Source organism: Streptomyces sp. NPDC088387 (assembly GCF_044753385.1).
GTDB lineage: Bacteria > Actinomycetota > Actinomycetes > Streptomycetales > Streptomycetaceae > Streptomyces.
This window is the reverse complement of sequence record NZ_JBIVNC010000017.1, coordinates 170,518-194,411: the sequence shown is the minus strand read 5'-3', so window position 1 is coordinate 194,411 and position 23,894 is coordinate 170,518. Positions and strand designations below refer to the sequence as shown.

Annotated in this window: 22 protein-coding genes; 17 read left to right on the top strand and 5 right to left on the bottom strand. The window is 67.9% G+C overall.

Annotation, left to right across the window (positions count from 1 at the left end; translation table 11 throughout):
• Positions 1-15: 15 nt before the first annotated feature.
• The 15 genes from ACIQAC_RS34850 to ACIQAC_RS34780 all read left to right on the top strand — a co-directional run bounded on the left by ACIQAC_RS34850 (position 16) and on the right by ACIQAC_RS34780 (position 15,574).
• Positions 16-870, top strand: coding sequence for an STAS domain-containing protein (locus ACIQAC_RS34850; RefSeq protein ID WP_402198361.1), 855 nt, complete (start codon positions 16-18; stop codon positions 868-870).
• The gene (locus ACIQAC_RS34845; RefSeq protein WP_402198359.1) at positions 867-1,271 is read left to right on the top strand and encodes an STAS domain-containing protein; all 405 of its coding nucleotides are present in this window, start codon (positions 867-869) and stop codon (positions 1,269-1,271) included. Before ACIQAC_RS34850 ends, ACIQAC_RS34845 begins: the two co-directional genes overlap by 4 nt.
• Positions 1,268-1,681, top strand: coding sequence for an anti-sigma regulatory factor (locus ACIQAC_RS34840; protein WP_402198357.1), 414 nt, complete (start codon positions 1,268-1,270; stop codon positions 1,679-1,681). The genes ACIQAC_RS34845 and ACIQAC_RS34840 overlap by 4 nt, the downstream gene beginning before the upstream one ends.
• Positions 1,678-3,093 (top strand): ATP-binding protein, encoded by a 1,416-nt coding sequence (locus tag ACIQAC_RS34835; protein ID WP_402198417.1) that lies wholly within the window; start codon positions 1,678-1,680, stop codon positions 3,091-3,093. Before ACIQAC_RS34840 ends, ACIQAC_RS34835 begins: the two co-directional genes overlap by 4 nt.
• Entirely contained in the window at positions 3,090-4,445 is a 1,356-nt protein-coding gene (locus ACIQAC_RS34830) for a PP2C family protein-serine/threonine phosphatase (RefSeq protein ID WP_402198355.1), read from the top strand. The genes ACIQAC_RS34835 and ACIQAC_RS34830 overlap by 4 nt, the downstream gene beginning before the upstream one ends.
• Positions 4,446-4,638: 193 nt before the next feature.
• Positions 4,639-5,022, top strand: a complete 384-nt coding sequence (locus tag ACIQAC_RS34825) for a PRC-barrel domain containing protein (protein ID WP_402198353.1) — start codon at positions 4,639-4,641, stop codon at positions 5,020-5,022.
• 730 nt (positions 5,023-5,752) lie between these two features.
• Entirely contained in the window at positions 5,753-6,646 is an 894-nt protein-coding gene (locus tag ACIQAC_RS34820) for a S1 family peptidase (RefSeq protein ID WP_402198351.1), read from the top strand.
• Between the two features lie 328 nt (positions 6,647-6,974).
• Complete coding sequence (locus ACIQAC_RS34815) at positions 6,975-7,895, top strand: NADP-dependent oxidoreductase (RefSeq protein ID WP_402198349.1); 921 nt, start codon at positions 6,975-6,977, stop codon at positions 7,893-7,895.
• Positions 7,896-7,915: 20 nt separating this feature from the next.
• Positions 7,916-8,461, top strand: a complete 546-nt coding sequence (locus ACIQAC_RS34810; protein WP_402198347.1) for a cupin domain-containing protein — start codon at positions 7,916-7,918, stop codon at positions 8,459-8,461.
• Entirely contained in the window at positions 8,458-9,414 is a 957-nt protein-coding gene (locus ACIQAC_RS34805) for an alpha/beta fold hydrolase (RefSeq protein ID WP_402198345.1), read from the top strand. Before ACIQAC_RS34810 ends, ACIQAC_RS34805 begins: the two co-directional genes overlap by 4 nt.
• Positions 9,415-9,520: 106 nt before the next feature.
• Positions 9,521-11,017, top strand: coding sequence for a HEAT repeat domain-containing protein (locus tag ACIQAC_RS34800; protein ID WP_402198343.1), 1,497 nt, complete (start codon positions 9,521-9,523; stop codon positions 11,015-11,017).
• Between the two features lie 175 nt (positions 11,018-11,192).
• Positions 11,193-12,437 carry a multidrug effflux MFS transporter gene (locus ACIQAC_RS34795; RefSeq protein ID WP_402198341.1) on the top strand — a complete coding sequence of 415 codons (1,245 nt, stop codon included), beginning with the start codon at positions 11,193-11,195 and terminating at the stop codon, positions 12,435-12,437.
• Between the two features lie 61 nt (positions 12,438-12,498).
• The gene (locus tag ACIQAC_RS34790; RefSeq protein WP_402198338.1) at positions 12,499-13,266 is read left to right on the top strand and encodes an SDR family NAD(P)-dependent oxidoreductase; all 768 of its coding nucleotides are present in this window, start codon (positions 12,499-12,501) and stop codon (positions 13,264-13,266) included.
• Between the two features lie 74 nt (positions 13,267-13,340).
• The gene (locus ACIQAC_RS34785) at positions 13,341-14,372 is read left to right on the top strand and encodes an Lrp/AsnC family transcriptional regulator (protein WP_402198337.1); all 1,032 of its coding nucleotides are present in this window, start codon (positions 13,341-13,343) and stop codon (positions 14,370-14,372) included.
• Between the two features lie 365 nt (positions 14,373-14,737).
• A complete protein-coding gene (locus ACIQAC_RS34780) occupies positions 14,738-15,574 on the top strand; it encodes an SDR family NAD(P)-dependent oxidoreductase (RefSeq protein ID WP_402198336.1) in 837 nt (278 codons plus the stop codon).
• A gap of 319 nt (positions 15,575-15,893) precedes the next feature.
• Here the strand turns inward: ACIQAC_RS34780 and ACIQAC_RS34775 are convergent, their stop codons facing one another.
• The 5 genes from ACIQAC_RS34775 to ACIQAC_RS34755 all read right to left on the bottom strand — a co-directional run bounded on the left by ACIQAC_RS34775 (position 15,894) and on the right by ACIQAC_RS34755 (position 21,719).
• Positions 15,894-16,871: a cyclase family protein gene (locus ACIQAC_RS34775; protein WP_402198334.1), complete on the bottom strand. Its 978-nt coding sequence runs from the start codon at positions 16,869-16,871 to the stop codon at positions 15,894-15,896.
• 12 nt (positions 16,872-16,883) lie between these two features.
• Complete coding sequence (locus ACIQAC_RS34770) at positions 16,884-18,053, bottom strand: aldolase/citrate lyase family protein (RefSeq protein WP_402198332.1); 1,170 nt, start codon at positions 18,051-18,053, stop codon at positions 16,884-16,886.
• A gap of 336 nt (positions 18,054-18,389) precedes the next feature.
• Positions 18,390-19,259: a cyclase family protein gene (locus ACIQAC_RS34765; RefSeq protein ID WP_402198330.1), complete on the bottom strand. Its 870-nt coding sequence runs from the start codon at positions 19,257-19,259 to the stop codon at positions 18,390-18,392.
• A 135-nt stretch (positions 19,260-19,394) separates the two neighbouring features.
• On the bottom strand, positions 19,395-20,642 hold the full coding sequence (locus tag ACIQAC_RS34760) for an amidohydrolase family protein (RefSeq protein WP_402198327.1): 1,248 nt from the start codon (positions 20,640-20,642) through the stop codon (positions 19,395-19,397).
• 180 nt (positions 20,643-20,822) lie between these two features.
• The gene (locus tag ACIQAC_RS34755; protein ID WP_402198326.1) at positions 20,823-21,719 is read right to left on the bottom strand and encodes a LysR family transcriptional regulator; all 897 of its coding nucleotides are present in this window, start codon (positions 21,717-21,719) and stop codon (positions 20,823-20,825) included.
• 156 nt (positions 21,720-21,875) lie between these two features.
• Here ACIQAC_RS34755 and ACIQAC_RS34750 point away from each other — a divergent pair, with 156 nt between their 5' ends.
• A complete protein-coding gene (locus tag ACIQAC_RS34750) occupies positions 21,876-22,730 on the top strand; it encodes an oxaloacetate decarboxylase (protein ID WP_402198324.1) in 855 nt (284 codons plus the stop codon).
• 88 nt (positions 22,731-22,818) lie between these two features.
• Positions 22,819-23,820, top strand: a complete 1,002-nt coding sequence (locus ACIQAC_RS34745; protein ID WP_402198321.1) for an alpha/beta hydrolase — start codon at positions 22,819-22,821, stop codon at positions 23,818-23,820.
• Positions 23,821-23,894: the final 74 nt, after the last annotated feature.

Below are 23,894 nucleotides of genomic sequence, written 5' to 3'. Positions count from 1 at the left end.
TGAGGAGGATGCCCTGTGGCTGGCAAGGACGTGTCGGAGCGTTTGATCGGTCTGCTGACGGTCCGGGGTGGGGATCTGGGTTCGGAGTGGGCGGAGAAGGTCATCGGTTCGCTGGGCGGGCGGATCAGCCGTACCGAAGTAGAGCGTGAACTGCGGGAGATCTACACGGCGTTGGTGGCCGCACTGGGCGACGGCAGCCTGGACGGGCACGGCGAGGCGTTCGGTGAGGTGCGTGCCCTGCTGACCGAGCTGTCGCGCAACCGGGCCCTCCAGGGCTTCAGCCCCACCGAGACCGCGGCGAGTGTGTTCTCCCTCAAGGAGGTCCTTCAGTCGGCGCTGACCGGCGAGGACACGGACGTACAGGCGTACCTCCGGTTCACGGCCCTGCTGGACACCCTCGGTCTGTTCACCATCGAGATCTACACGCGGACCCGCGAGGAGCTGATCTCGGCGCAGGCCGAACAGCTGCTGGAGCTGTCCACTCCGGTGGTGAAGCTGTGGGACGGGGTGATCGGTGTCCCGCTGGTCGGCACGCTGGACTCGGCGCGCACCATGGTGGTGATGGAGAAGATGCTCCAGGCGCTCATCGACACCGGCTCCGAGCAGGCCATCATCGACATCACCGGTGTGCCCGCGGTGGACACCGAGGTCGCCCAGCATCTGCTGAAGACCGTGGTGGCGGCCCGGCTGATGGGCGCCGAGTGCACGATCTCCGGCATCCGCCCGCAGATCGCCCAGACCATCGTGGCTCTCGGGATCGACTTCGGTGACATCGTCACCAAGGCCACGCTCGCCGACGCCCTGCGGCACGCGCTGCGCCGCTCCGGCGTCGCCTTCTCGCGTCCGGCGCCGCAGGCCGGTGTTCGGTGAGCGAGCAGGTTCCGGTCCTTCAGATCGGGCAGGTACTGCTCGTCTCGATCCAGACCGACCTCGACGACCAGGCCGTGTTGCAGCTCCAGGACGACCTGGCCGCCGCGGTGGTGGACAGCGGCGCGCACGGCGTGGTCATCGACATCACCGCAGTGGAGATCGTCGACTCGTTCGTGGGCCGGATGCTGTCCACCATCGCCTCCCTGTCCCGGCTGCTCGACGCGCAGACCGTTGTGGTGGGTATGCGGCCGGCCGTCGCCATCACCCTGGTCGAGCTCGGTCTCTCGCTAGGCGGAGTACGGACCGCCCTGACCCTGGACAAGGGTCTGCGGATGCTCGGCCACGGCAGTGCGGGGAGCGGCCCTGAGGGCAGCGTGCCGGACGACGCGGCCGGCGCATGAGTGGCGCCTCCCGTACCCCGGAGGTACTGGAGATCACCACCAACGCGGGGGTGGTGCAGGCCCGTCAGCGCGTGCGCGCGCTGGCACAGGAATGCAGGTTCTCCCTCGTGGAGCAGACCAAGCTGGTCACCGCGGCGAGTGAACTGGCCCGCAACACCCTCGTCCACGGCCGCGGCGGCACCATGACGGCGTCCGTGGTGGAGGAGCGTGGTCGGCGCGGTGTACGGCTCGTCTTCGCCGATCAGGGGCCGGGCATCCCCGACGTGGACCAGGCGATGACCGACGGCTGGACGTCGGGTGGCGGCATGGGGCTGGGGTTGTCGGGCTCCAAGCGGCTGGTCGACGACTTCGCCCTGGACACCGCGGCCGGCGCCGGCACCACTGTCACCGTCACCAAGTGGGCCCGATGATGACCGACCGCTCGGCCCTGCTGGTGGACTGTGAGGACGTGGCGTGGTTCCGGGACGGTCCCGCCGCCGCCCGCGGCACCGCCGCCACCGTCGGCCGGCGTATCGGCCTCGGTGAGCAGCGCACCGCCGAACTGGTCCTGGCCGTCGCCGAACTCGCGGCCAACCTCACCAAACACGCCACCGACGGCTCCCTCCTGCTGCGTGTCCTGCGCAACCGGCCCGGGTCCCCGGCGGACGTGGTCGCCGGTGTGGAGGTGATCGCCGTCGACAAGGGTCCCGGCATGGCCGACGTACCGGCGGCCCTGCGGGACGGCATGTCGACCACCGGCACCCTGGGTATCGGCCTGGGCGCGGTCCAGCGCCTGGCGGACACCTTCGACGTCCACTCCCAGCCGGGCACCGGCACCATCCAGCTGGCCCGCTTCTGGCCCCGCCCCGCGCCACCCGCGGTGAGCGGCGAACCGGCCGTCGGGGGCGTCACCAGGCCGATCAGCGGCGAGCAGGTCTGCGGCGACGCCTGGGCCGCACGCACCGACGCCGGCGGCAACGTAGGTATCGACGCGGTCAGCAGCGTACGAGTCGACGGCGGCAACGTACGTACGGGCAGCGACGCACGTATCGACGGCGGCGGCGACGCGGGTACCGACGCCGGCGGCCACGCAGGTACCGGAAGCGGCAGCGACGCACGTACCGACGCCAGTGGCCGCGCCCGTACCGACGGTGACAGCCACGCACGTACCGACGGCGGGAGCCACGCACGGACTACTCACCGGGACGAGAGGTCCGCCGGTCCCGACCCGTCCGCGCCCGCGCTCCCGGACTGGTCCACGATGGCCGGCATACGGAAGCCCCGGTCGACGACCGTACGCCGTGGCGCCTCCGTGCCCGTGCAGGCCGCTGTGCCGGGGCCGGGCGAAGGTCTGCTCGTCATGTCCTGTGACGGGCTGGGTCATGGTCCGCTGGCCACCCTGGCCGCGCAGGCGGCGGTGAACGCCTTCCGTAGCGGGACGGGTCGCACGCCCGAGCAGGTGATGGAGGAAGTCCACCGGGCGCTGCGCGGCACGCGCGGCGCCGCCGTCGCCGTCGCGCGTCTGGAGCCCGACGGGCGGGTGCTGTTCTGCGGCACGGGGAACATCACCGCCGCCCTCGTGACCGCGACCAGCCGGGCGAACCTGCTGTCCCATCCCGGGATCGCGGGCCACCAGATGCACCGGCTGCGCACCTACGAATACCGGCTGCCCGCACAGGGGGTGCTCGTGATGCACTCCGACGGGCTCAGTGACCGGTGGAACGTTGCCGACCTGGCCGGTCTGCTGCACCACTCTCCCGCGGTGATCGCCACGGGCCTGCTGCGCCAGGCAGGAACCCGCCGTGACGACGCCAGCGCGGTGATCGCCAAGGCGGCCGGGTGAACACCACCGCACCCGGCCACCGCGGCGGCCCGGCACCCGTCCTGGTCACCTCGGTCAGGACCGAGCACGACGTGTTCGCCCTGCGCCGCCACGCCAAGACCGTCACCGAGGCCGTCGGCCTCGACGCCCGCGACCAGGTACGCCTGGCCACCGCCCTGAGCGAACTGGGACGCGACCTGCTGCGCCCCACCGCGATGACCGCGGTATTCAGCGTGCAGCAGGCGCCGGCCGCGCTCCACACCGTCCTGCGCTGGGACGACGACCGTGCTCCCAGCCGGGAGTCACTGACCGCCGTCACCCGGCTGCTGCCCCAGACCCGCTACGAAACCACCCCCGCTCGGCCTGGAGCCACTCCCGCCGGCCGCATCGAGATCACCTGCCCGATCGCCGAACGCGCGGCCCGGGACCTGAAGGTCGACCAGGTCCGCTCACTCCTGGAAGCCGCAGGACCGGCCGCCGCGAGCGCGTTCGACGAACTCCAGGCACAGACCCGCGACCTGATCGCCTCCCTGGAGGAAGCCCACGCCCAGCGCGACGAACTGGAACGCCTCAACGAGGAACTGACGGAGACCAACGTCGGCGTCATGGCCATGTACGCCGAACTCACCGTCGAGCACAAGGACGTGGTGGAGCGCTTCAGCCAGGAACACGAACTCGCCCTGACCCTCCAGCGCACCTTCCTGCCCACCAACCTCCCGCAGGCCCCCGGCGCCGAACTAGCCGTGCGCTACCTACCCGCCGCCGCCACCGCCGAGATCGGCGGCGACTTCTACGAAGCCGTCAACACCCGTCAGGGACTGCTCCTCGCCGTCGGCGACGTGGTCGGCCACTCCCTGCAAGCCGCCATGGTCATGGGCGAACTCCGCCACGCCCTGCGCGCCTACGCCGCCCAGGACCACCCCCCGCACATCCTGCTCCAGCACCTGGACCATCTGCTGCGCCTGCACCAGCCCGGATGGACCGCCACCGTCTGCATCGTCCTTGTCGAACCCGGCAACACCCGGCTGCACATCGCCAACGCCGGCCACCTGCCCCCACTCCTCCTCCACCCCGACGGAGCACCGCGCTACCTCACCGAGCACGGCCCCCTCCTCGGTATCGGACTGCCCCAACCCGCCGCCACCGTCCACTCCGTGGAACCAGGGAGCCGGCTCCTCCTGATCACCGACGGGCTCATCGAGACCCGCGACACGACACTCGACGAACGACTCGAGCTCCTGGCTGCCACCTCCGCGGCCGGCCCCGCGGACCCGGACGCCCTGTGCACCGCACTCCTCGACACCTTCGGCAGCGAGCCACAGGACGACATCATCATTTTCAGCGCCCGCCTGAACCCACCTGAACCCGCCTGAGCAGAGTGACTCCCGCCGCGCGTGAGCAGGGCGAAAAGAATTCTCGATTCCGGCTCGGTACGGGGTGTGTGACCCGGAACGAAGGGCACTCGCACTTCAGGCAGCCGAAAAACCGGCTGTGTACGACGAACGGAAAAAGAGGATCGACGGGAATCCCCGTAGTCCTCTGTTTACCGGAGGAGTTGTTTTTCGCGTGACTGAGAATGTGTGGAGTTACAAGTCGACCGCTGGTCGTCTGGCCGACGCCGACCTCACTGGATACAAGGTCGAGGCCACGGACGGCAGTATCGGAAAGGTCGACAAGCACTCCGACGAAGTCGGTGACGCCTATCTCGTGGTCGACACCGGCGTATGGATCTTCGGCAAGGAGGTCCTGCTCCCGGCGAGCACGGTCGTGAGCATCGACCCGAGCGAGAAGAAGGTCTTCGTCGGCCTGACCAAGCAGCAGATCAAGGACGCCCCGGAGTTCGACCGCGAGAAGCACCTGGGCGACCGGGGCTACCACGACGAGCTGGGCACGTACTACGGCAACGACCCGGGTACGGGCGGCACTCCGCCCGGCGGCCCGCGCGTCTGACCTGACGCCCGCCACGATCACCAAGGCCCCGGGACTCGTCACCGAGTCCCGGGGCCTTTGGCGTGTCCGCACCGCTCCTGCCCGAGTCGCCGCCGCCATCGGACATCGCTGTCATTCCGGACCGGGCGCCTCGGCCGAATACCCCGGAGGCACTCTCCGCAAGAGCGCGTCTTCGGACGATTCAAGGATCGTTCATGGACACGATCTGGAACTGGAGTCAAAGATTCGGCCACGTCGGACGCGCGGGCCATTCCCCAGAAAGCGCTCACATACCGCAGACACGGAAGTTGTGTCTTCTGGCGCTGGCATCCCAACAGACGTGTTGCGCAACACCCGTAACGGATGATCAGCGGGCCGTCGGCCCGGGAGCGTTCGCGATGTGAGCCATCACACCATTGAGCAAAGGGACGGTAAATTCGCTCGGACTCGCCCCCGGCCACCAAGCCTTCGCGCGCGGCGTGCTCCATCGCACGGCCCGCGCGTGTTTTGCAGCAAAGCGGAGGCGCCGAGGCGCGTGGGCGGCTCGGGGCGAGGCGCGGTCGGGCGGCGCTCCCGCGCAACCCCGCGCCCGGGGACCGGAAGTCGGCCTTGTATCCAAAGGCCCGGCCGTCAACGATGCGAACCGCGCAACTTGGCAGGTCCACGTTCGGCTACCGCCGGTTCGGGACCTGTAGCACGACCGTCCGCCCACACGGCGGGCTGTCTGTCCCCCACGCCTATGGAGGATCTTGTGATCTTCAAGCGCATCACTCCCCTCACCGGTATGTCTCGTCGGGCGCGGTTCCTCGCCGTGACGTCCGGTCTCGCCGCCGCCGTCGCGCTCGCGGCCCCCTCGGCCGTCGCCGCACCGGCCCCCGACGCCAAGGCGACCACCTCGCAGCTCGCCGCCGCGAACACCGCCGTGCTGAAGGCGGACGTGGCCGGCACCGCCTGGTACACGGACGCGAGCAGCGGCAAGATCGTGGTGACCGCCGACAGCACCGTGTCGAAGGCCGAACTGGACAAGGTCAAGGACGCGCTCGCCGGCTCCAACGCGGACCTGACCATCAACCGCACCAGCGGAGAGTTCCGTCCGCTGATCGCGGGCGGCGAGGCCATCACGACCGGCGGCAGCCGCTGTTCGCTCGGCTTCAACGTGTCGGTCAACGGCGTCGCCCACGCGCTGACGGCCGGCCACTGCACCAACATCAGCAGCAGCTGGTCCATAGGCACCAGGACCGGTACGAGCTTCCCGGTCAACGACTACGGCATCATCCGCCACTCCAACGCGGCCGCGGCCGACGGCCGGGTGTACCTGTACAACGGCACGTACCGCGACATCACTTCGGCCGGAAACGCGTTCGTCGGCCAGTCCGTCCAGCGCAGCGGCAGCACCACCGGGCTGCGCGGCGGTTCGGTCACCGGCCTCAACGCCACGGTCAACTACGGGACCAGCGGCATCGTGTACGGCATGATCCAGACCAACGTCTGCGCCGAGCCCGGCGACAGCGGCGGTTCGCTCTTCTCCGGCAGCACCGCCCTCGGCCTCACCTCCGGCGGCAGCGGCAACTGCCGTACCGGTGGGACCACGTTCTACCAGCCCGTCACGGAGGCCCTGAGCGTCTACGGCGCCTCGATTCTCTGACTGGCACTGGCACTGGCACTGGCGCGATTTACCGGTGCTTCGGGGGTGACGGCCGGCTGAGCCACCGAAGTGCCATGCGTTGATGCACCCAGGCGGACCGCGCTCTCCTGCGCGGTCCGCCCTCGCCGCGTTGTGACACCCGCGCGCCGCTGATCCGCCGCGGTTTTTCATAAAGGGATTGTTTTGAATTAAATCCATGAGGCACGCGAATGTGGCCAGGGGGACCGGAGTCGCAAAGCGGCCCACCAGAAGTGTGGGTAAATGGCCCACGCATGTGGACCGCTTCCCTTCTAGGGTCGAAGGCACCTCCCCTCCCGTAAGGACCATCATGCAAGCCATCACTGTGCGAGACCCTGAGGCCGGTCTGGCAGGAATGTCCCTGACGGACCTCCCCTACCCCGAAGCGGCCGGGAACGATGTCGTCGTGCGGGTGCACGCTTCGGGCTTCACCCCCGGCGAGCTGGAGTGGCCGGGAACGTGGACCGATCGCGCCGGCCACGACCGCACGCCGAGCGTGCCCGGTCACGAGCTGTCCGGTGTGGTGGCCGAGCTGGGCTACGGCACCACGGGCCTGACGGTCGGGCAACGGGTGTTCGGCCTGGCCGACTGGACCCGCGACGGCACACTCGCCGAGTACGTCGCCGTGGAGGCGCGCAACCTCGCCCCGCTGCCTGCGGGCATCGACCACACCGTGGCCGCCGCCCTGCCGATCTCCGGGCTGACCGCGTGGCAGGCCCTGTTCGACCACGGCCGCCTCACCACCGGGCAGACCGTACTGATCCACGGCGCCGCGGGCGGCGTCGGCTCGATCGCGGTACAGCTCGCCCGCGAGGCCGGCGCGCGTGTCATCGGCACCGGACGCACCTCCGGCCGGGACCGGGCACTGGCCCTGGGCGCCGACACCTACCTCGACCTCCAGACCGAGAAGCTGGAGGACGCAGGCGAGGTCGACGTCGTCTTCGACGTCATCGGCGGCGACATCCTGGACCGCTCGACCGCCCTGGTGCGCGCCGGCGGCACACTCGTCACCATCGCCGAGCCGCCCAGGGTCCACCCCACGGAGGGGAGGGCGGTGTTCTTCGTCGTCGAACCCGACCGAGCCCGGCTCGGCGACCTCGCCCAGCGGGTGCGGGACGGTCGGCTCAAGCCGGTCGTCGGCGCCGTACGGCCCCTTGCGGAGGCGGCCTCCGCGTTCGCGCCCGGCGCGAACACCAACGGCAAGACGATCATCCGTATCACCGAAGACTGAACGAGAAAGCCCCCCCCACTGTGTCCCGCATACGCCCGTTGCCCGTCCTGCCGGCCCTGGCGGTCGCGCTCATCACCGGCGTGGTGCTGGCCGGCACGGCCTGCTCGCCGGCCGGCAAGCCCGCCACCGCCCCCGCGGCCGCCACCCAAAACCCGTCCGCGGCCACCACAACCCCCTCGGCAACCCCCTCCGCATCCGCCTCCACATACCCGTCCGAGACGGTCACCCCGCTCTACGAGCAGGCACTGCCGAAGGTGAAGGGCAAGACGTTCAGCTCGATCGTCGTGGACTATCCGCCCAACGCACGCTCGGTCCCGCACCGGCACGGACAGGCGTTCGTCTACGCATACGTGCTGGAGGGCACCGTACGCAGCAAGCTCGACGGCCGGCCGGCCCGCACCTACCACCAGGGCCAGAGCTGGGCGGAACAGCCCGGTGCCCACCACGCGGTCTCCACGAACACCAGCCGGACCCGGCACGCCAGACTGCTGGTCGTGTTCGTGTCGGACACCGGCGACCCGCTCACGGTCCCCGATCACGCCGATGGGGGGCAGGGACACGGATGACCTCACCACAACGTGAAGCACACGGTACGGCGGGCACCAACGCGCCGGATGTCCCCGTACCGCCCGAGGTTCCTGGCGTTCGCCATCGGTACGTCGATACGGGGCGGCTGCGCACGCATGTCGCCGAGGCGGGCGCCGGGCCCCCTGTCCTCCTGCTGCACGGCTGGGCCCAGCACTGGTACATGTGGCGGCACATCATGCCCCTGCTGAGCGACTCGCACCGGCTCATCGCGGTCGACCTGCGCGGAGCCGGCTGGACGGACGCGCCGAGGAGCGGTTACCGCACCGCCGACCTTGTCGACGATCTGCGGGCCCTGCTCGACACCTTGGGCCTCGACCGGGTCGCGCTCGTCGGGCACGACCGCGGTGCCGCCCTGGCCTTCCAGCTTGCGCTGGACGATCCGGACCGCGTCTCCCACGTGGTGGCCCTCAACGAGCTGCACCCCTACAACGACGTCCGACGGGTGGCCCGCAACGCCTGGCGCTACCTGTGGACCCCGTTCGTCGAGACCCCGCTGGTCGGCCGCTTCGTCCTCAAGCACGTCCCGTCCTTCACCCGGACCTGGCTGCGTCTGGGTGTCGCGGACCGGGCGTCGATGCCGGCCGACGCCGTCGCCGCGTACGTGGACATGCTCCGTCGGCCCGACCTCGCGCGCGCCGGTGAACAGCTCATGTACCAGTTCGCGTACCACGAGTTCATCCCGATGCTGCGGCACCCGGAGACCCGCAGGCTCCGGCCGCCCGCACTTCTGCTCGCCGGCGGCGCCGACCGGTTCACACCACCGGCCATGCTGGGCGACGCCACAACACAGGCCCCGCAGCTGCGCGTCGAGGTCGTCGACAACGCAGGACATCATCTCCCCGAGGAGCGCCCCGAACTCGTCGCCGCGAGGATTCGGGAGCATCTGCGGCTGCCATCCGCTGACCAGTCCCGCCCGAGGCGCCCTACGTGACCGGCCGGATCCCGCACATCAACGGCGGGGAGCGGTTCCGCCGTCGAACGCCCGGAACCCGGTACAACCTCGGCCAGGCTCAACGGTCTTACCTACCGGGGTGCATATGAGCACGGAAGACCAGATCGCCTATTTCCTGCGGGTGTTGGACTCGGGAGACACCTGGCAGCGCGCGGCCGCGGCCAAGGGTCTCGGCAAGCTCGGCGACGCCAAGCACGTGGCGGTGCTGGTCCGGGCGACGGCCGATCCGGCGCCGGAGGTGCGGGAGGGCGCGGCGGTGGGCCTCGGCCGGGTGGGGGTCGCGGAGGCGGCGGTGGAGGAGCGACTGCTGGCGCTGATGGACGACCCCGATCCCCAGGTGCGCCAGAAGGCCTTGGTGGCGGCGATACGGCTGGGGCTGAGCGACCAGCGGTTCGTCGACGCGTGCGTGCGGTTGTTCCGTGACCCCGACCGTCACCTGCGCATCCTCGCCCTCGACGCGCTGCGCGGGCTGGGGGTACCGGGTGACGCCGACGGACTCGCCCGGCTGTTCGGCGACCTGGATCCCTCTGTCTGGGGTCGGGCGCGCTCCATGACCTTTGACTTCTGGGACGACCCGGCTGTGAAGGCCGCGGTGATCCGCACGGCCGAGGAGGGTGAACCGGCCGCGCGGGCCCAGGCGTTGGAGCGGTTGCCCCCGAACTTCGCCAAACGTCTCCACCCGTCACTGATCGCCGGACTGGGCGATCCCTCGCCCGTTGTACGCAGGGCCGTGCTCGGTTGGCTGTCCGAGCTTCCGGACGACGAGACCACGGACATGCTGGTCGCCACGCTGGAGACCGAGGAGAGCTCGGAGGTGGCGGGGGATCTGCTCCATGAACTCGGTCGGCGGGAGGAACAACGTGCGATCGCCCCCGCTCTTCGCTGGCTCCGGCACCCCGACGCAGGTCGGCAGGCGGCGAAGGCGCTGGGCGCGATCGGCACCCGGACCACGCTGGCACACCTGCGTTCGGCGCTCACGGACCCGGAACTGCCCGGCCGCACGCGTGGTGCCGCGGCCGACGCCTACGGCGAGGCGGGGAAGTGGGACGCCGTCTGGCTGCTGCTTCCGCTCCTTGAAGACCCGGACGACGACGTCAGCGCGGGCGCCGTGGAGGGCATCCACGCCCTCACCGACTACGGGCTGCGCTTCTGGGAACGCGGGGCCGTGGCCGACGCGCTGGTGGCCCGTCTCGCCCAGGGCCCCAAGGCGATCCATCGGACGCACGGGGCCCTCATGGGCCTGACCGAGGCACTGCCGGCCCTGCGCGAGTTGGCGGACGGCTCTGTGATCCCTGATGTCCGGCGGGTCGCGCTGGCCCTCCTGGATCCCGAGGTGGCGAGCGACGCGCACACCCCGCGGGACGTGCCGCGTTTCGTCCGCGGCCTGGACGACCCGGACAGCGGCGTGCGGCGGTCCGCGATGAGCGGTCTGGGGCACTGGGTCACCGAGACCGGTCGTCTGCCCCCGGACGAGGCACGCGTACGCGAGCGGCTGACCGAACTCGCCTCCGACGACTCACGGTTGACGCGCGAACTCGCGGCCGAGGCACTCCAGGCCCTGGACGGCTGCCGCGGCCGGTGACGGTGGGCTCCGGCCCGATCACGTGGCCACCGCCCACCTGGCGGTGACAGAACCACTCGATGAAGAGGTCCCACCACGTCGGAAAACCGCGTGGCCGCGTCGTCTCGTGCAGCTTTCGTCGGCGAGGAGGGGCTTGGAGCCCTTTCCGCCGTCGCCGTCGCTGATGCTTTCAGCCATGGAGACTCCCCCCACACCCTCCGAGGCCCACGCGGAGATCGCCGGACCCGGTGCCCGACTGCGCACGGTCCTGCTCCTGGGCGGTCTCGTCGCGGTCGGCCCACTGACCACCGACATGTATCTTCCTGCGCTTCCCGCCGTCGGCCGGCAGCTGGACGCGAGCACCGCGTCGGTCCAGCTGACGCTCACCGCGACGCTCGTCGGCCTTGCCGCGGGGCAGCTTGTCGCAGGCCCGATGTCGGACGCACTGGGACGGCGCCGGCCCCTGTTCGCAGGGCTCGGTGTACACATCGTCGCGTCCGCACTGTGCGTCGTGGCTCCGAACCTCGTGGTTCTTGATGTGCTGCGAGTACTACAGGGGCTGGGGGCCGCCACCTCCACCGTGGTGGCGATGGCGATCGTCCGGGACCTGTACGAAGGTTCGGCCGCGGCCGGCCTTCTCTCACGACTCATGCTGGTGATGGGCGTGGCGCCGATCCTGGCGCCGACGCTCGGCGGTGCGGTACTGACGGCCACGTCCTGGCGGGGCGTCTTCGCGGTACTGACCGTGCTCAGCGCGTTGATCACGGCAGTGACGGCTCGCTCACTGTCCGAGACCCTGCCGTCGCGGCGACGCCGCTCCGGTGGCCTGCGCCAGTCGACGAGGGACTACGCGACACTCCTGCGCGATCGGCAGTTTGTCGGGCTGGTGCTGGTGGCGGGCCTGGCGATGAGCACCATCTTCGCCTTCGTCGCCGGATCTCCGTTCGTCTTCCAGGAGCATTTCGGCCTCGACGAGCAGGAGTTCGCCGTCACCTTCGGCGCCGGTGCGCTGTGGGTGGTGTGGGCCACCCAGCTGAACGTACGTGTGCTGCGTCACCGTACGCCCATGCAGGTTCTGGTCCGTGCGGCCGTCCTGGCCACCACGGCAGGCGTTCTTCTGGTGGTGTGCGGGGCAACCGGGTTCGGGGGCATGGCAGGTGTCCTCGTGCCGCTGTGGCTGACCCTGTTCGCCACGGGCTTCGCCATGCCGAACGCCCCGGCGCTCGCCCTGTCCCGGCACGGCCGGATCGCCGGGACGTCCGCCGCGCTGCTGGGTGCCGTCCAGTTCGGCGTCGGCGCCCTGGTCGCGCCCCTCGTCGGAGTCATCGGCACGGGACCCGCTGCCATGGCCTCCGTCATCACCGGCGGGCTCGTCGTCCTGCTCGCCGTCCTGCTGTTCGTGGTCCGTCCTGGACAGCAGGACGAGCCAGCCGGCCTCTGACGCTGCTCCCGCCCCCGAATCCTTCTTCCTCCATCGTTACGTCTCAACCACGGAGAAACCCATGTCCACGCATTCCACCCCCCGGATCGCCCTGGTCACCGGCGGCAACCGAGGTCTTGGTCGCGACACCGTGCTGAAGCTGGCCGAGGACGGCACCGACATCATCTTCACGTACCGCAGCCACAAGGAGGAGGCCGATGCGGTGGCTGACAAGGTCCGTGCCCTGGGTCGCAAGGTGCGGGCTCTCCAGCTGGACGTCGCCGACAGCGGTGGTTTCACCGTCTTCGCCGACAAGGTCCGCGCCACCCTTGAGGCCGACTGGGACCGAACCCAGTTCGACTTTCTCGTCAACAACGCCGGCTCGGGAGGCCTTGTACCCTTCACCGAAGTGAGCGAGGAGTACTTCGACGAGCTGGTGGACGTCCACTTCAAGGGTGTTTTCTTCCTGACCCAGAAGCTGCTGCCGCTCATCGCCGAAGAGGGGCGGGTCGTCAACGTCTCCACCGCCCTGACCAGGTTCGCCAACGCAGGCATGTCCGCGTATGCCTCGGTGAAGGCAGCGGTGGAGGTCCTCACCCGGTATCTCGCCGTGGAGCTCGGCGAACGTCGTATCTCGGTGAACGTCGTCGCTCCCGGCGCCACCGCGACCGACTTCGCCGGCGGCTTTGCGGGAACCCCTCGGGGACGCGAGGCCATCGGCGGTATGACCGCGCTGGGCAGGGTCGGTGAGGCCCAGGACATCGGCGGTGTGGTCGCGGCCCTTCTCACCCCGGGCACCGGCTGGATCAACGGCACGCGGGTGGAGGCCAGCGGCGGGATGATGTTGTAGACGGGCTCTCCCTCCGTACCTCCTCCGTCTCTGTGTTTCCCGTACACCACCTGATCGAAGGGACTGTGATCGCCATGACTCCGACAACGGTGGACCGCCTGGACGCGGACGACCTGAGGGTCATCGCCGCCTTGCAGTTCGCACCTCGGGAGGGATTCGCGCGGCTCGGGCAGGTGCTGGGAGTCTCGGAGGCCACGGTCGCTCGCCGCTACCGGCGTATGCGGCGTGAAGGTGTCCTCCAAGTGGTGGGGGTGGTCGATACCGCTGTCCTCGGGCAGAGCGAGTGGATCATCCGGGTGCAGTGCCGCCCGGACGCCACCCCCGCGATCTCGGACGCACTCGCCCGGCGCGACGACGTCAGCTGGGTGTCGCTGAACGCGGCCGGTTCGGAAGTGACGTCCGCGGTGCGCTCACGCACCCAGCAGGACCGGGAACGGCTCCTGGTCGAACTGCTGCCGAGGGTGTCTTCCGTCCTCAAGATCGACGCAGCCGTCGCCATGCATGTGTTCACCCGCGGTTGCTCACAGGAATGGACCGCCCTGCATGACGTGCTCACCGACACGGAACGGACGGCACTCACCCCACCTGCCACCGGCTTCCAGACGGAACCCGTGCAACTCCAGCCGCACGACGAGGCGATCCTGCTCGCCATGGCCGCCGACGGCCGGGCCAGCAACGTAAGCCTGGCGGCTGCCGCCGGCATCAGCCCCGCGCGCACCGCCCGCCGGGTCAAGGCCCTGCTGGACACGGGTGTCATCCACCTGGACGTCGAGCTGTCCAGAGCGGCTCTCGGTTTCTCGACCCGGGCCAACCTGTGGCTACAGGTCTCGCCGAGGGCCGTCCGAGCAGTCGGGCAGGCGCTCTCCCACATGTCGGAGGTCGCGTTCGCCGCCGCGGTCTCCGGGGTGCCCAACATGCACGCGGTGGTCAACTGCCGGTCCCTCGAAGACCTCTTCAGCTTCGTCACAGACCGCATCGGAGCGCTGGAGGGAGTACAGGGCATCGAGGTCTCGCCCGTCCTGCGGCAGATCAAGCAGTTCAACATGCTGCTGAAGGAGAACGACCTTCTCGCCCCTTCGACCCCGTCCCGCCGCCGCACCGGCTGACAGCCGCCTTTTCTGGTGTGGGCAGTCGGTCGCGTATCGCGTTGTACGGTCCTGGCTTGAGCCGTCGCGCAGACTATTGCGCTGTGAGCAATGGTCTGTGCCTCAATGGGACCTGGACGCGGTCGGCTGTTGCGCATACTTTTGACGAAAGAGGCGCTTCCCATTGGTGCGACATATTACGGAGCCGGCGAGTCTCGAATGCGGAAATCATCGCCCCGCGAGGAAGGCTCATCGAGCCGGGAACGCCGAGTCGGTCGACTCGATCCTCACTGAGACGGCACGGTTCCAGCCCGGTCGACGCCATCGGTCCCTAACCGAGAGAGGCTGACGCGCCTCATCCGAAGCGCCTTATTCAAAATCACATCATGTTCCGCGAAGCCGTGCTGGTAAATACCTCCGGCGACTGCTGTACGGCGGAATCGTTCGACAAGGAGACAACCGTGGCCAATAGCCTGAATGGAAAGGTGGCTGTCATCACCGGTGCCGCGAGGGGCATCGGTGCTGCGACGGCCCGCACCCTGGTGCGTGAAGGGGCACGCGTTGTCCTGGGCGACCTCAGGGAGGACGTCCTTCAGGAGCTGGTCGATGAACTCGGGGACGCCGCTGTCGGCGTACGTGCCGATGTCTCCACGGAAAAGGGGGTTGAGGCCCTCGTGCAGTCCGCCATGACCGGCTTCGGGCGGCTCGACGTGCTGGACAACAACGCTGCTGCCGTAATCCCCGGAGACACAGACGCCGCTACCGCCACCGACGAGGCCTGGCGCCGGACGTTCGACCTGAACACGATGGCTGCGGTCTGGGGCGCTCGCCACGCTGTTCCGGCGATGCTGGCCAGTGACGGAGGAGGTTCGATCATCAATGTCTCCTCCGGTGCTTCGCAGCACGCCGCTTCCGACCGGCCCGCTTACGGCGCGTCCAAGGCTGCCCTGGAGACGTTCTCCCTGTACGCCGGCGCGCAGCTTGGCGCCCAGGGCATCCGCAGCAATGTGATTCGGTGCGGTTTCGTTCTCACCGAAGCGACTCGCGAGATGTTCAACGAGGATCAGCTGAACGCCTTCGGCGGAATGACCACACTGGGTCGGCCCTGCCTGCCTGAGGACGTCGCGGAAGCTGTGGCCTTCCTGGCCTCGCCCGCGTCCCGATACATCAACTGCGCGGTCATCGATGTCGACGGTGGAGGCTTCAAGCCGCCGGCCATCTAGCCAACGCGGCTTCGCATCGCGAAAATCGATTCAGACCAACCGCCCCGGTTCACCCAAGTCCTCGTTGGATGACCCGGGGCCCACATCTGTTTGCATGGCGTCGACCTCGGAAGACCGAGCCCGAGGCACGCCATCAGTGATCTGCTGGGTGGATACGGTGTTGTCGCGGTCATCGAGCATCGGGCAGCTGAGGAACTGCCACGAAATGCCGGGGCCGCTCCTTTCAACTGGCTGTCACAGTGGGCGAGTCGGTGCGTGCACGCACCGTGGCCGGGTGGAGAGGGCGGGGCGCCGCGCCGACACGGCGCCCCGCCCCGCTCTAGAGAATCGCGACCGGGTTGGTCGCGCTGGACGTCACGCCTTTGAGCCGCCAGGGCAGCATCGCGAAGAAGAACTCATAGCGGTTCCGGGTGCGACAGGTCTCCACGAGCTGGCGCAACTCGACGTTGTCGATGAGCCACAGGCCGAGGGCGACCAGCCCCACGGTGTGGATGGGGCGGAGAAGTGACAGGTCGGGGAATCCCGACGGCTGCACGTCCTGGATGGCATCGCTGCCGAGGGCCGCGATGTCCCGTTCGCGGAGCCACGGCAGACAGGAGGCGTGCAGGCCCGGTTCCTTGGCGAGGCCCAGACCCGGGTCACGCTCGACTCCGTGCTGAAGGGTTCGGGCAACGTGTCCGGTGTGCACCAGAACGACGTCTCCGGAGCCGACGGTGACGCCTTGGCGCTGTTCGGCTTCGTCGAGTTCGGCAATGGTGATCGGGTGACCGGGCTCCAGCCAGGGCACGTCGTGAAGTGCGGGGATGTCGAGCAGGACGCCGCGGCTGACGATGCCCTGATGAGCGTCGCTGACCGAGAGCTTTTTGGAACCCTGGATGGAGGAGACGTCGTCGTCGACGACGTAGCCGTTGTACATCCGGCCGTCCCACGAGTAGTGGGCCAGCCCGTCGAGGTGGGTGTTGGAGCCGTGTGCGGCGATCCCGACGTAGTCGGTGATGGAGTCGAAGCGGCTCCCGTCCTTGCCGACGTAGTGGGAGACCTCACCGATCTGCATGAATCTTTGGACGACGGCGATCCCGGTGTGCAGCGGGTCCGCGTCCTGCGGGTCGATGTCACGGGAGAGCGAGAGGGAGATTCCCTCCTGGATCAGCGCGGCCGCCTCGCGTCGTTTGTCCGGGGTGATCAGGTTGAGGGTTCCGAGGCGGTCGTCTTCGCCCCAGCGGCCCCAGTTGCTGAGTGTGTCGAAGTATCCGACGACGGTGTCGGTGTCGGTGTCGGGCGAATTGATCTCGGTCACGGTGTTCTCTCCTTATCGGCCAAGAGCGCTGCGCTGACCAGCCGTCAGGGGGGAGGCGGCCAGCATGTGGGGGCCGATTGCGAAGAAAGCGCGTGCACCCTTGGTGTAGTTGACTTCGATGTCTGTGTAGTCGTTCAGGCCCACCGGTAGACCGAACTCACTACCGGCAGCGAGGACGGCATGGATGCCGTCGATGGTCTTGGGCATCGCTCCGCCGTAGGGTGGTTCGCCGTTGGACAGGGCGAGATCGCCACCGCCGGCCCAGAGAATCGCCTTCACCCCGGCGTCGTGCAGGGCTTTGGCGATGCTGTGGACGTTCTGGATACCCTTGCGGCTCTCGATGATGAAGATCAACACGAGTTCGCCGTTGGGGTCGAGCCCCCAGATGTCAGAACGTTCCACATACGCGAGTTGGTCCACGCCCCGATAGCGCGCGGGCACAGCGGGGCTGAACCCGCGTCGGCCCTCCGGCTCGTAGTCGGGCGCACCGGGCTTCTGCGGGTAGCGTGCCGCGGCGACAGCGGCCAGTGCTTCCTCGGCGGTCTCGATGTGGGGGAACATCAGGCCGGCGACGCCGGCATCCAGGACTTGCTTGACCACCCAGGAGTTCAACTCCCGGCCCGCGGACGGGATGCGGGCGATGACCGGCTTGATCGCCGCGCGGCCCTGTGTGGCGAGCACGTCGGGGTCGAGCAGGTCCTGGAGGAAACGGCGAAGCCGTTCCACGTCGTAGGGCTGGTGCTCCAAGTCGTAGAGGTAGAAGTCGTAGCTGGGATTCGCCTGTGCGGTCGCGGCGACTTGGTGGTCAGCGCTGACACCGTAGTAGTTGACCCAGACCGAGAAGACGGGCTTGTCCGCCTCAAGGAGGTCGATCAATGGGTTGACGCGAGCCGTTTCAGGCACGGGAGCTCCACTCGTTGGTGATGTGGATGAAGAGGTGAAGGTGCTGATGGCGCACTGCGGTGCCGAGGGCGGTACATCACCAGAGAGCCCTCCACCACTTTCCGACCGAAACCGAGTGACCACGGTGGGGCAGGCGAAGGCGCGGCAAATCAGCACACTTGCCCTGCTGACAGAAGCCATGTCGGCGTGGTCGGACTCGATGGCGTCGAGGACGATCGGAAGGGTGCTGCCCAGGTCGGCGGCGTCGATCCGGGGGGTGCGCTCTCCAGTCGCCGCCATACGCGTTACGCGACCGGTCCGACCGATGGCTAGGTGCGGCGAGCTTTGGCTATTGCCGGCATGCCGTCGTGTCCGGAGTGGATCGCAGGGCTGTGGTGGTCGAGACCGGATGTTCCACGTGTGGTCGCATCCCAGCCCGTGCGCCGACCCGGAGCTGGCCACCGAGCCCCGCACGTGTTGCCGGCGGTAGCGAACGGTCGACGCGTACGCGGCGCTCACGTTCATGTGCGGTCGAGCGCACCGGACTTGAGCCCGCAGCGGATGCATACCGTCGCAGTGGCATGTCCGGGCACCGGGGCGTTTCGAGTCCAGCGCCCGGACTGATCTGCCCGTTGGTCAGAGGACGATGACAGGTTGAACGATCTGGCCCACGGTCCCGTGGATGTTGGGGGGAGCGACAACGATCAGGAAGTCCTGCCGCTCCTGCGCCGCGCATGCCTCGCCCACTGCCTCGAGGTTGAGGTCGTGAACGAGCGGCATGCCGTAGAAGACCTCGGCAAGGACGTGGATGGGCGGTGCCGGCAGTTCGGGCGTGGCGGTGGGGAACCGGTCGCTCGGTGAGTCGGAGACCAGCACCGAGATGTCCTTGCCGCCCAGGAGTTCAAGGCAGTCGACGTGGAACCCGGCTGACGGGTCCACAGCGGCGAGATTCGAGCGTGGGCCCAGGCGGACGACAAAGGCGTCTCCGGGCTGCACACGGTCGGCAGCCTCCGCGATGTCCTCGACGTAGACGCAGTCGTCGTCCCGGAGCCGGTCGACGCCGCGCCTGCGGGCGACGTCGACGAACACACCGCGGGTCACGATGCCCACGTCGCCCATCATGTCGAGTTTGCGGGCCCCGTTTTCGTCGAACACCTCGTCGATGGTGTGGCCGTTGAATCCGAGGCGCTTGTAGAACATGTGGCCAAGACCATCCATATGGGTCGGGCCGATGTGTGGTTCGTAGGCGTTGATCCGGTCGCTGATGGCTCCCACGTCCGAGCCCGGCCCTTCGAGCCGAATGAGGCTGCCCTGGTTGAGGATGGGCCTGGCACACGGGAAGACCTCACCGGTCTGCACGGCCAGCACACCTCGGAGGGTCACCTCGGGCGTCAGGAGGTTGAGTGTCCCGCGATCATTCGGCCAGCGACCCCAGTTGCCGGTATGCCCCGGCCAGTCCCGCAGCGCTTCCGGAATCAAGTCGCTCTGGTGCGTTTCGTACGTCATTGTACGTTTCCTTCTGTTAGTGCGTGATGGGTCGTGTAGTGCGTGATGGGTCGTGCGTGTTGATGGGGCGGCCCTGTAAGCCGATTTCGGCTCCGACACCGTTGGCACCGGCTTGCCGTGTCTCTGTTGTTGGCGCTAGCCCGTCCATGTAGAGCGCATGGCCGGCCGGTCCAACCGGTGGCCGCCGAGGTACACGTCGCGGATGCGGCGGGTGTTGCGGATGTCGGCCAGCGGGTCCGCGTCGAGTACGAGGAAGTCGGCACGCTTTCCGGGTGCGAGCGTGCCTCGCTCCCTCCCGATGCCCAGCACACGGGCCGACTGCTCGGTGCCCGAGTTGATCGCGCCGAGAGGCCTCATCCCGGCATCGACCATCGACTCAAGCTCGAAGTGCTCCGCGAATCCCGGGAACTGAGCGGCCACGCCGGTGTCTGCGGACAGCACCAGGCGGACACCCGCGGAGGAGAACGCCGCCACTTCGCGTCTGAGGGTCTCGTACACACGGCGCAGGTGACCGAGTTGCGCCGTGGAAGCGGTCTTCATCCGCTCGCGCAGGAAGCTCCTGGCCGAGTCCGGCACCGTCTCGGCAAGGAAGGGGTCGTCAAGGAGAGCCGGGCCGACGACGGCGGCCCGCTGGATCCCGAGCGAGGTGAACACGAACGCGTCCCGTTCGAGCAGGAGGCTGATCAGCTCGTCGTCATGGCCAGGATCGCGTACAAGGTGTGCCGTCCCGTCTGCGCCGGCTCTGATGACACCCTTGGCGTCCTCGAGATCGTAGATGTGGGCGATCACTCTGAGGCGTTCCTTGTGCGCCTGGTCGATGATGGCCCGATAGACCGCCGGAGGCATCTTCACCTTGGAGCCGCCCCGGCTGTCGATCCAGAACTTGATCACATCGACTCGATCCGCGGCCAGCTTCCGGACCACGGCGCGGGCGGAGTCCGGGTCGGTGACCTCGTTGACCACATCCGTGGCGAAGCGGGCACTGCCATTGCTGCTGCCAGGCGTTGGTGCCACGAGACCGGTTCCCGCGGTGAGCAGCGTCGAGAGTTCCGGGTCGTCGAGTGAGCCGGCGCGCTGCTGGTCACGCAGGTCCAGTTCGGTTCCCTCACGATCAGTGCCGAGCGACTGGACGACGCTGACTCCGTAGTAGGCGAAGCGGCGCAGATGGTCGAGGACGTTGTCCTTCGAGTAGTGCGCAGGGTCACCGACACCGTCCCGCATGTACCCGATGTGGACGTGCGGGTTGATCAGGGTGGGCATCACGTAGCGGCCGGACAGGTCGACGACTCGTCCGCGGGTCTCGCCGACACCTGCCGTGCGGAGAGAGACTATCTGTGAACCCTCCATCACCAGGTCGGCCGCGGGGATCACCGGATTCGACAAGGACCCAGTGATGACGGTCGGGCCACGGAAAGTGACAAGCTCATTCTGCGACATAAATAATCACCCTTCGATTGCCTGGTGACCGTAGCCGCGTGAGTCGAACAGGTCTACGTCCGGATCTGGGATGCAGTCTTGCCGGAAAGGAAAGAGTGGGGTGATGGGAGTCATGAGCCGGACGTGCTAGAACTCCATCGGTGCTTGAAAAGCAGCCCGAATCTGCCCAATCATCGGACCCAGGTCGGCAGAGTGATTTCGGTCGGCGCGCCAGACGAGGCAGGTACGAGATACCGCCTCTTTTTCGAACAGAGGTCGAATGATCACTCCCTCTGTGTTGAGGTAACGGTGCCAGGGTGCTTCAGGGTTGGCCACGGTGAAACAGCATGCGTCTCCCTGGGCGATCAGGGCGCCAAGACCGCCGATGATCTCGTGTTCCACCCACTCGATATCCAGGGCTGCCTGAAGATAGGTGTCGACTAGGCCCCCGGAGTCCGCCGCGCTGGGCTGGATCAGAATCCGAAGATCTCTGATGTCGCTCGGCTGCACCGTGTTCAGATGCGTGTACCTCGGAAGTTCGGGCAGGGCAAGCGCCGACTTCTCGTCGAGTACCGGGAGAAAGGCGAGGCGTTGATCACTGCTCGTTCGGTTGACGAGACCGAACGAAAGGGATCCGTCAAGTACCCGATCGATCTGAGCGAGCGACTGCATGGGATGGAGCCGTGTGGCCGCTGTCGGTGCGGCAGCCTGGATCGCGCTCTTCATGGCATGCAGGACGGGGTGCGGTAGGGAACGCATTCCCACGTGTACCTCGGGACGCCCCGTTACGTGGCGCTGCATGTCCCGCTTGAGCAAATCCAGTTGCGCCACTGTTTGCTGTGCGTAGGGGACCAGTGCGATGCCCAGCGGCGTCAGTTGAACGTTGCGGGTGTCGCGGAGAAACAGCTTTCCGCCGATCTCCGACTCCAACTGGGCGATGCTGCGGCTGAGAGGCGACGTTGCCATGAAGAGCCTCTCGGCAGCTCGGCTGAAGCTGAGAGTGTCCGCGACGGTCAGAAAATGGCGTAGTTGTCGAACATCCACAATTCAACATACCACTGCGATTGTCCCCACAAGCGGGTGGCCCGCAGCGCCGATTGTGACCGTGTGGGTCAAGGTCTTTTGCTGGAATGGTCCTTCACCTGCGGCGGTATCTGACGTTACGTTGCGGAAACGAGAACCTAAGGAGGTGCCGGAGCTGTGACGAAAAAGAGCTTGCGTGCGCTGATGGCCACTGAGAACCCCCTGATTGTGCCCGCAGTCTACGATGGCATCTCAGCACTGGCTTTCAAGGAGTCCGGCTTCAAAGCCGCCTACATTGGCAGCTACGGCACGGGGGCGACGAAATACGGGATCCCCGATATCGGCTACATCAGCGCCGAGGACATGGCAGACCAGGTACGTCGCCTCGCCCCGGTGGTCGACGTCCCCGTGATCGTGGACGGCGAGGGTGGTTGGGGAAACCCGCTGCATGTGGCCCGCAGCACCCGGCTGCTGGAGCGCGCCGGCGCGGCCGCACTCCATCTGGAGGATCACGCCTTCGGCAAGCACATCACGCAAAAGCCCTCGATCATCCCTGTGGAAGACGCAGTGGACAAGGTCAAGGCCGCTCTCGACGCGCGTGACTCGGATGACTTCCTGGTCATCGCGCGGACGGACTCCCAGAGAAGCCTCGGCGGGGCCGAGGCCGTCGAGCGACTGCTGGCATATCAGGATGCAGGGGCCGATGCCCTGTTCCTCGCCGGCACTCTGTCGCCCGAAGAGTGGCAGGCGTTCGTGCCAGAGGCGCGAGTGCCGATCATCGTCGTCGACAACCCGGCCACCAGTGCCGCGGACCTGGCGGAGCTCGGTGCTGGAGTCGTCCTGTATTACGCGCTTGCTCACTTCAGCGCCACGGCTGTATTGCGTGCCGCCTACGCGACGCTCGCCGCGGAGGGCTCGACGGTCTCCATCGAGGAATGGTGGAAAGGCCTGGAGGGCCTGCTTGCCTACGACTCGTTCCTCGGGATCGACGAAGTCCGTGCCAAGGCCAGACAGTACGGGCTCATTGAGTGACGCTCCAAGATGGCACCGCGCAGGCGTAGATTCCGGCACCGTGGCCGCACACTCCGATCCGGCCCGATTGATTCCAAAGGAGTAGGTCATGCCTGACGAGATGAAGGAAATCTTCGGCGAAGTCACGCGTAAACCACCGTACGACCCCGAACTCGCCCCTTTCGTCCATGTCTTCGGGGACACTCGCTCCATGCTCTCCTACGATCAACTGCCTGCAATCCGACAGACGACGGCGCAGACCTTGGTAACCGGAAAGCCGCTGGATCTGACGGTGGACGGCAAGGTCACGGTGGAAGAGCGACAAGTCCCCGGACCGCAGGGGGCTCCTGATATTACGTTGCTGATCCTCCGGCCTTCCGAGAATCTCGGCCCCAAGGCCGCCCTTTACCACATTCATGGTGGCGGGATGTTCGTCGGCGACAGGCGGCTGGGCGTGGATGCGTTGCTTTCCTTCGTCGCCGCGGGAAAGGCCGTGGTGGTGTCGGTCGAATACCGACTGGCCCCGGAGCACCCGGACCCTGCGCCTGTTGAGGACTGCTACGCCGGACTGGTGTGGACCGCTCGCAACACCACCGAGCTCGGCATCGACCCCGAGCGCCTGATCGTTGTCGGTGGAAGCGCGGGCGGCGGTCTCTCGGCAGGCACCGCACTTCTCGCGCGGGACCGTGGCTACCCCGGCCTGAGCCATCAAGTGCTCATGTGCCCGATGTTGGACGACCGCTTGCAGACCCACAGCAGTCACATGGTGGAAGGCGAGACCAGCTGGGACCGCAGGAGCAATCTCTTCGGCTGGACTGCCCTGCTCGGCGACCGCCGCGGTGGCCCGGACGTGTCGCCCTACGCTGCACCGGCTCGCGCCGTGGACTTGAGTGGCCTTCCGCGGACTTATATCGACACAGGCTCCGCCGAGCCATTCCGAGACGAGATCCTCGACTACGCCGGACGACTGTCGGAAGCCGGCGTGAGCGTTGACCTCCACATGTGGGGTGGCGCCTTCCACGGATTCGAGAGCCTGGCTCCAGATACCGGTGTCTCGCGGGCCTCCTTGGCGACGCGACAGGACTTCATCCGGCGGGCCGTTGAGAGCTGAGCGGCACGTCCGCTCGGGGCCAGGCTTCGCGTCCCTCGGCAGACGGGAAACCTGGCTGCATCAAGGTGCGGGGT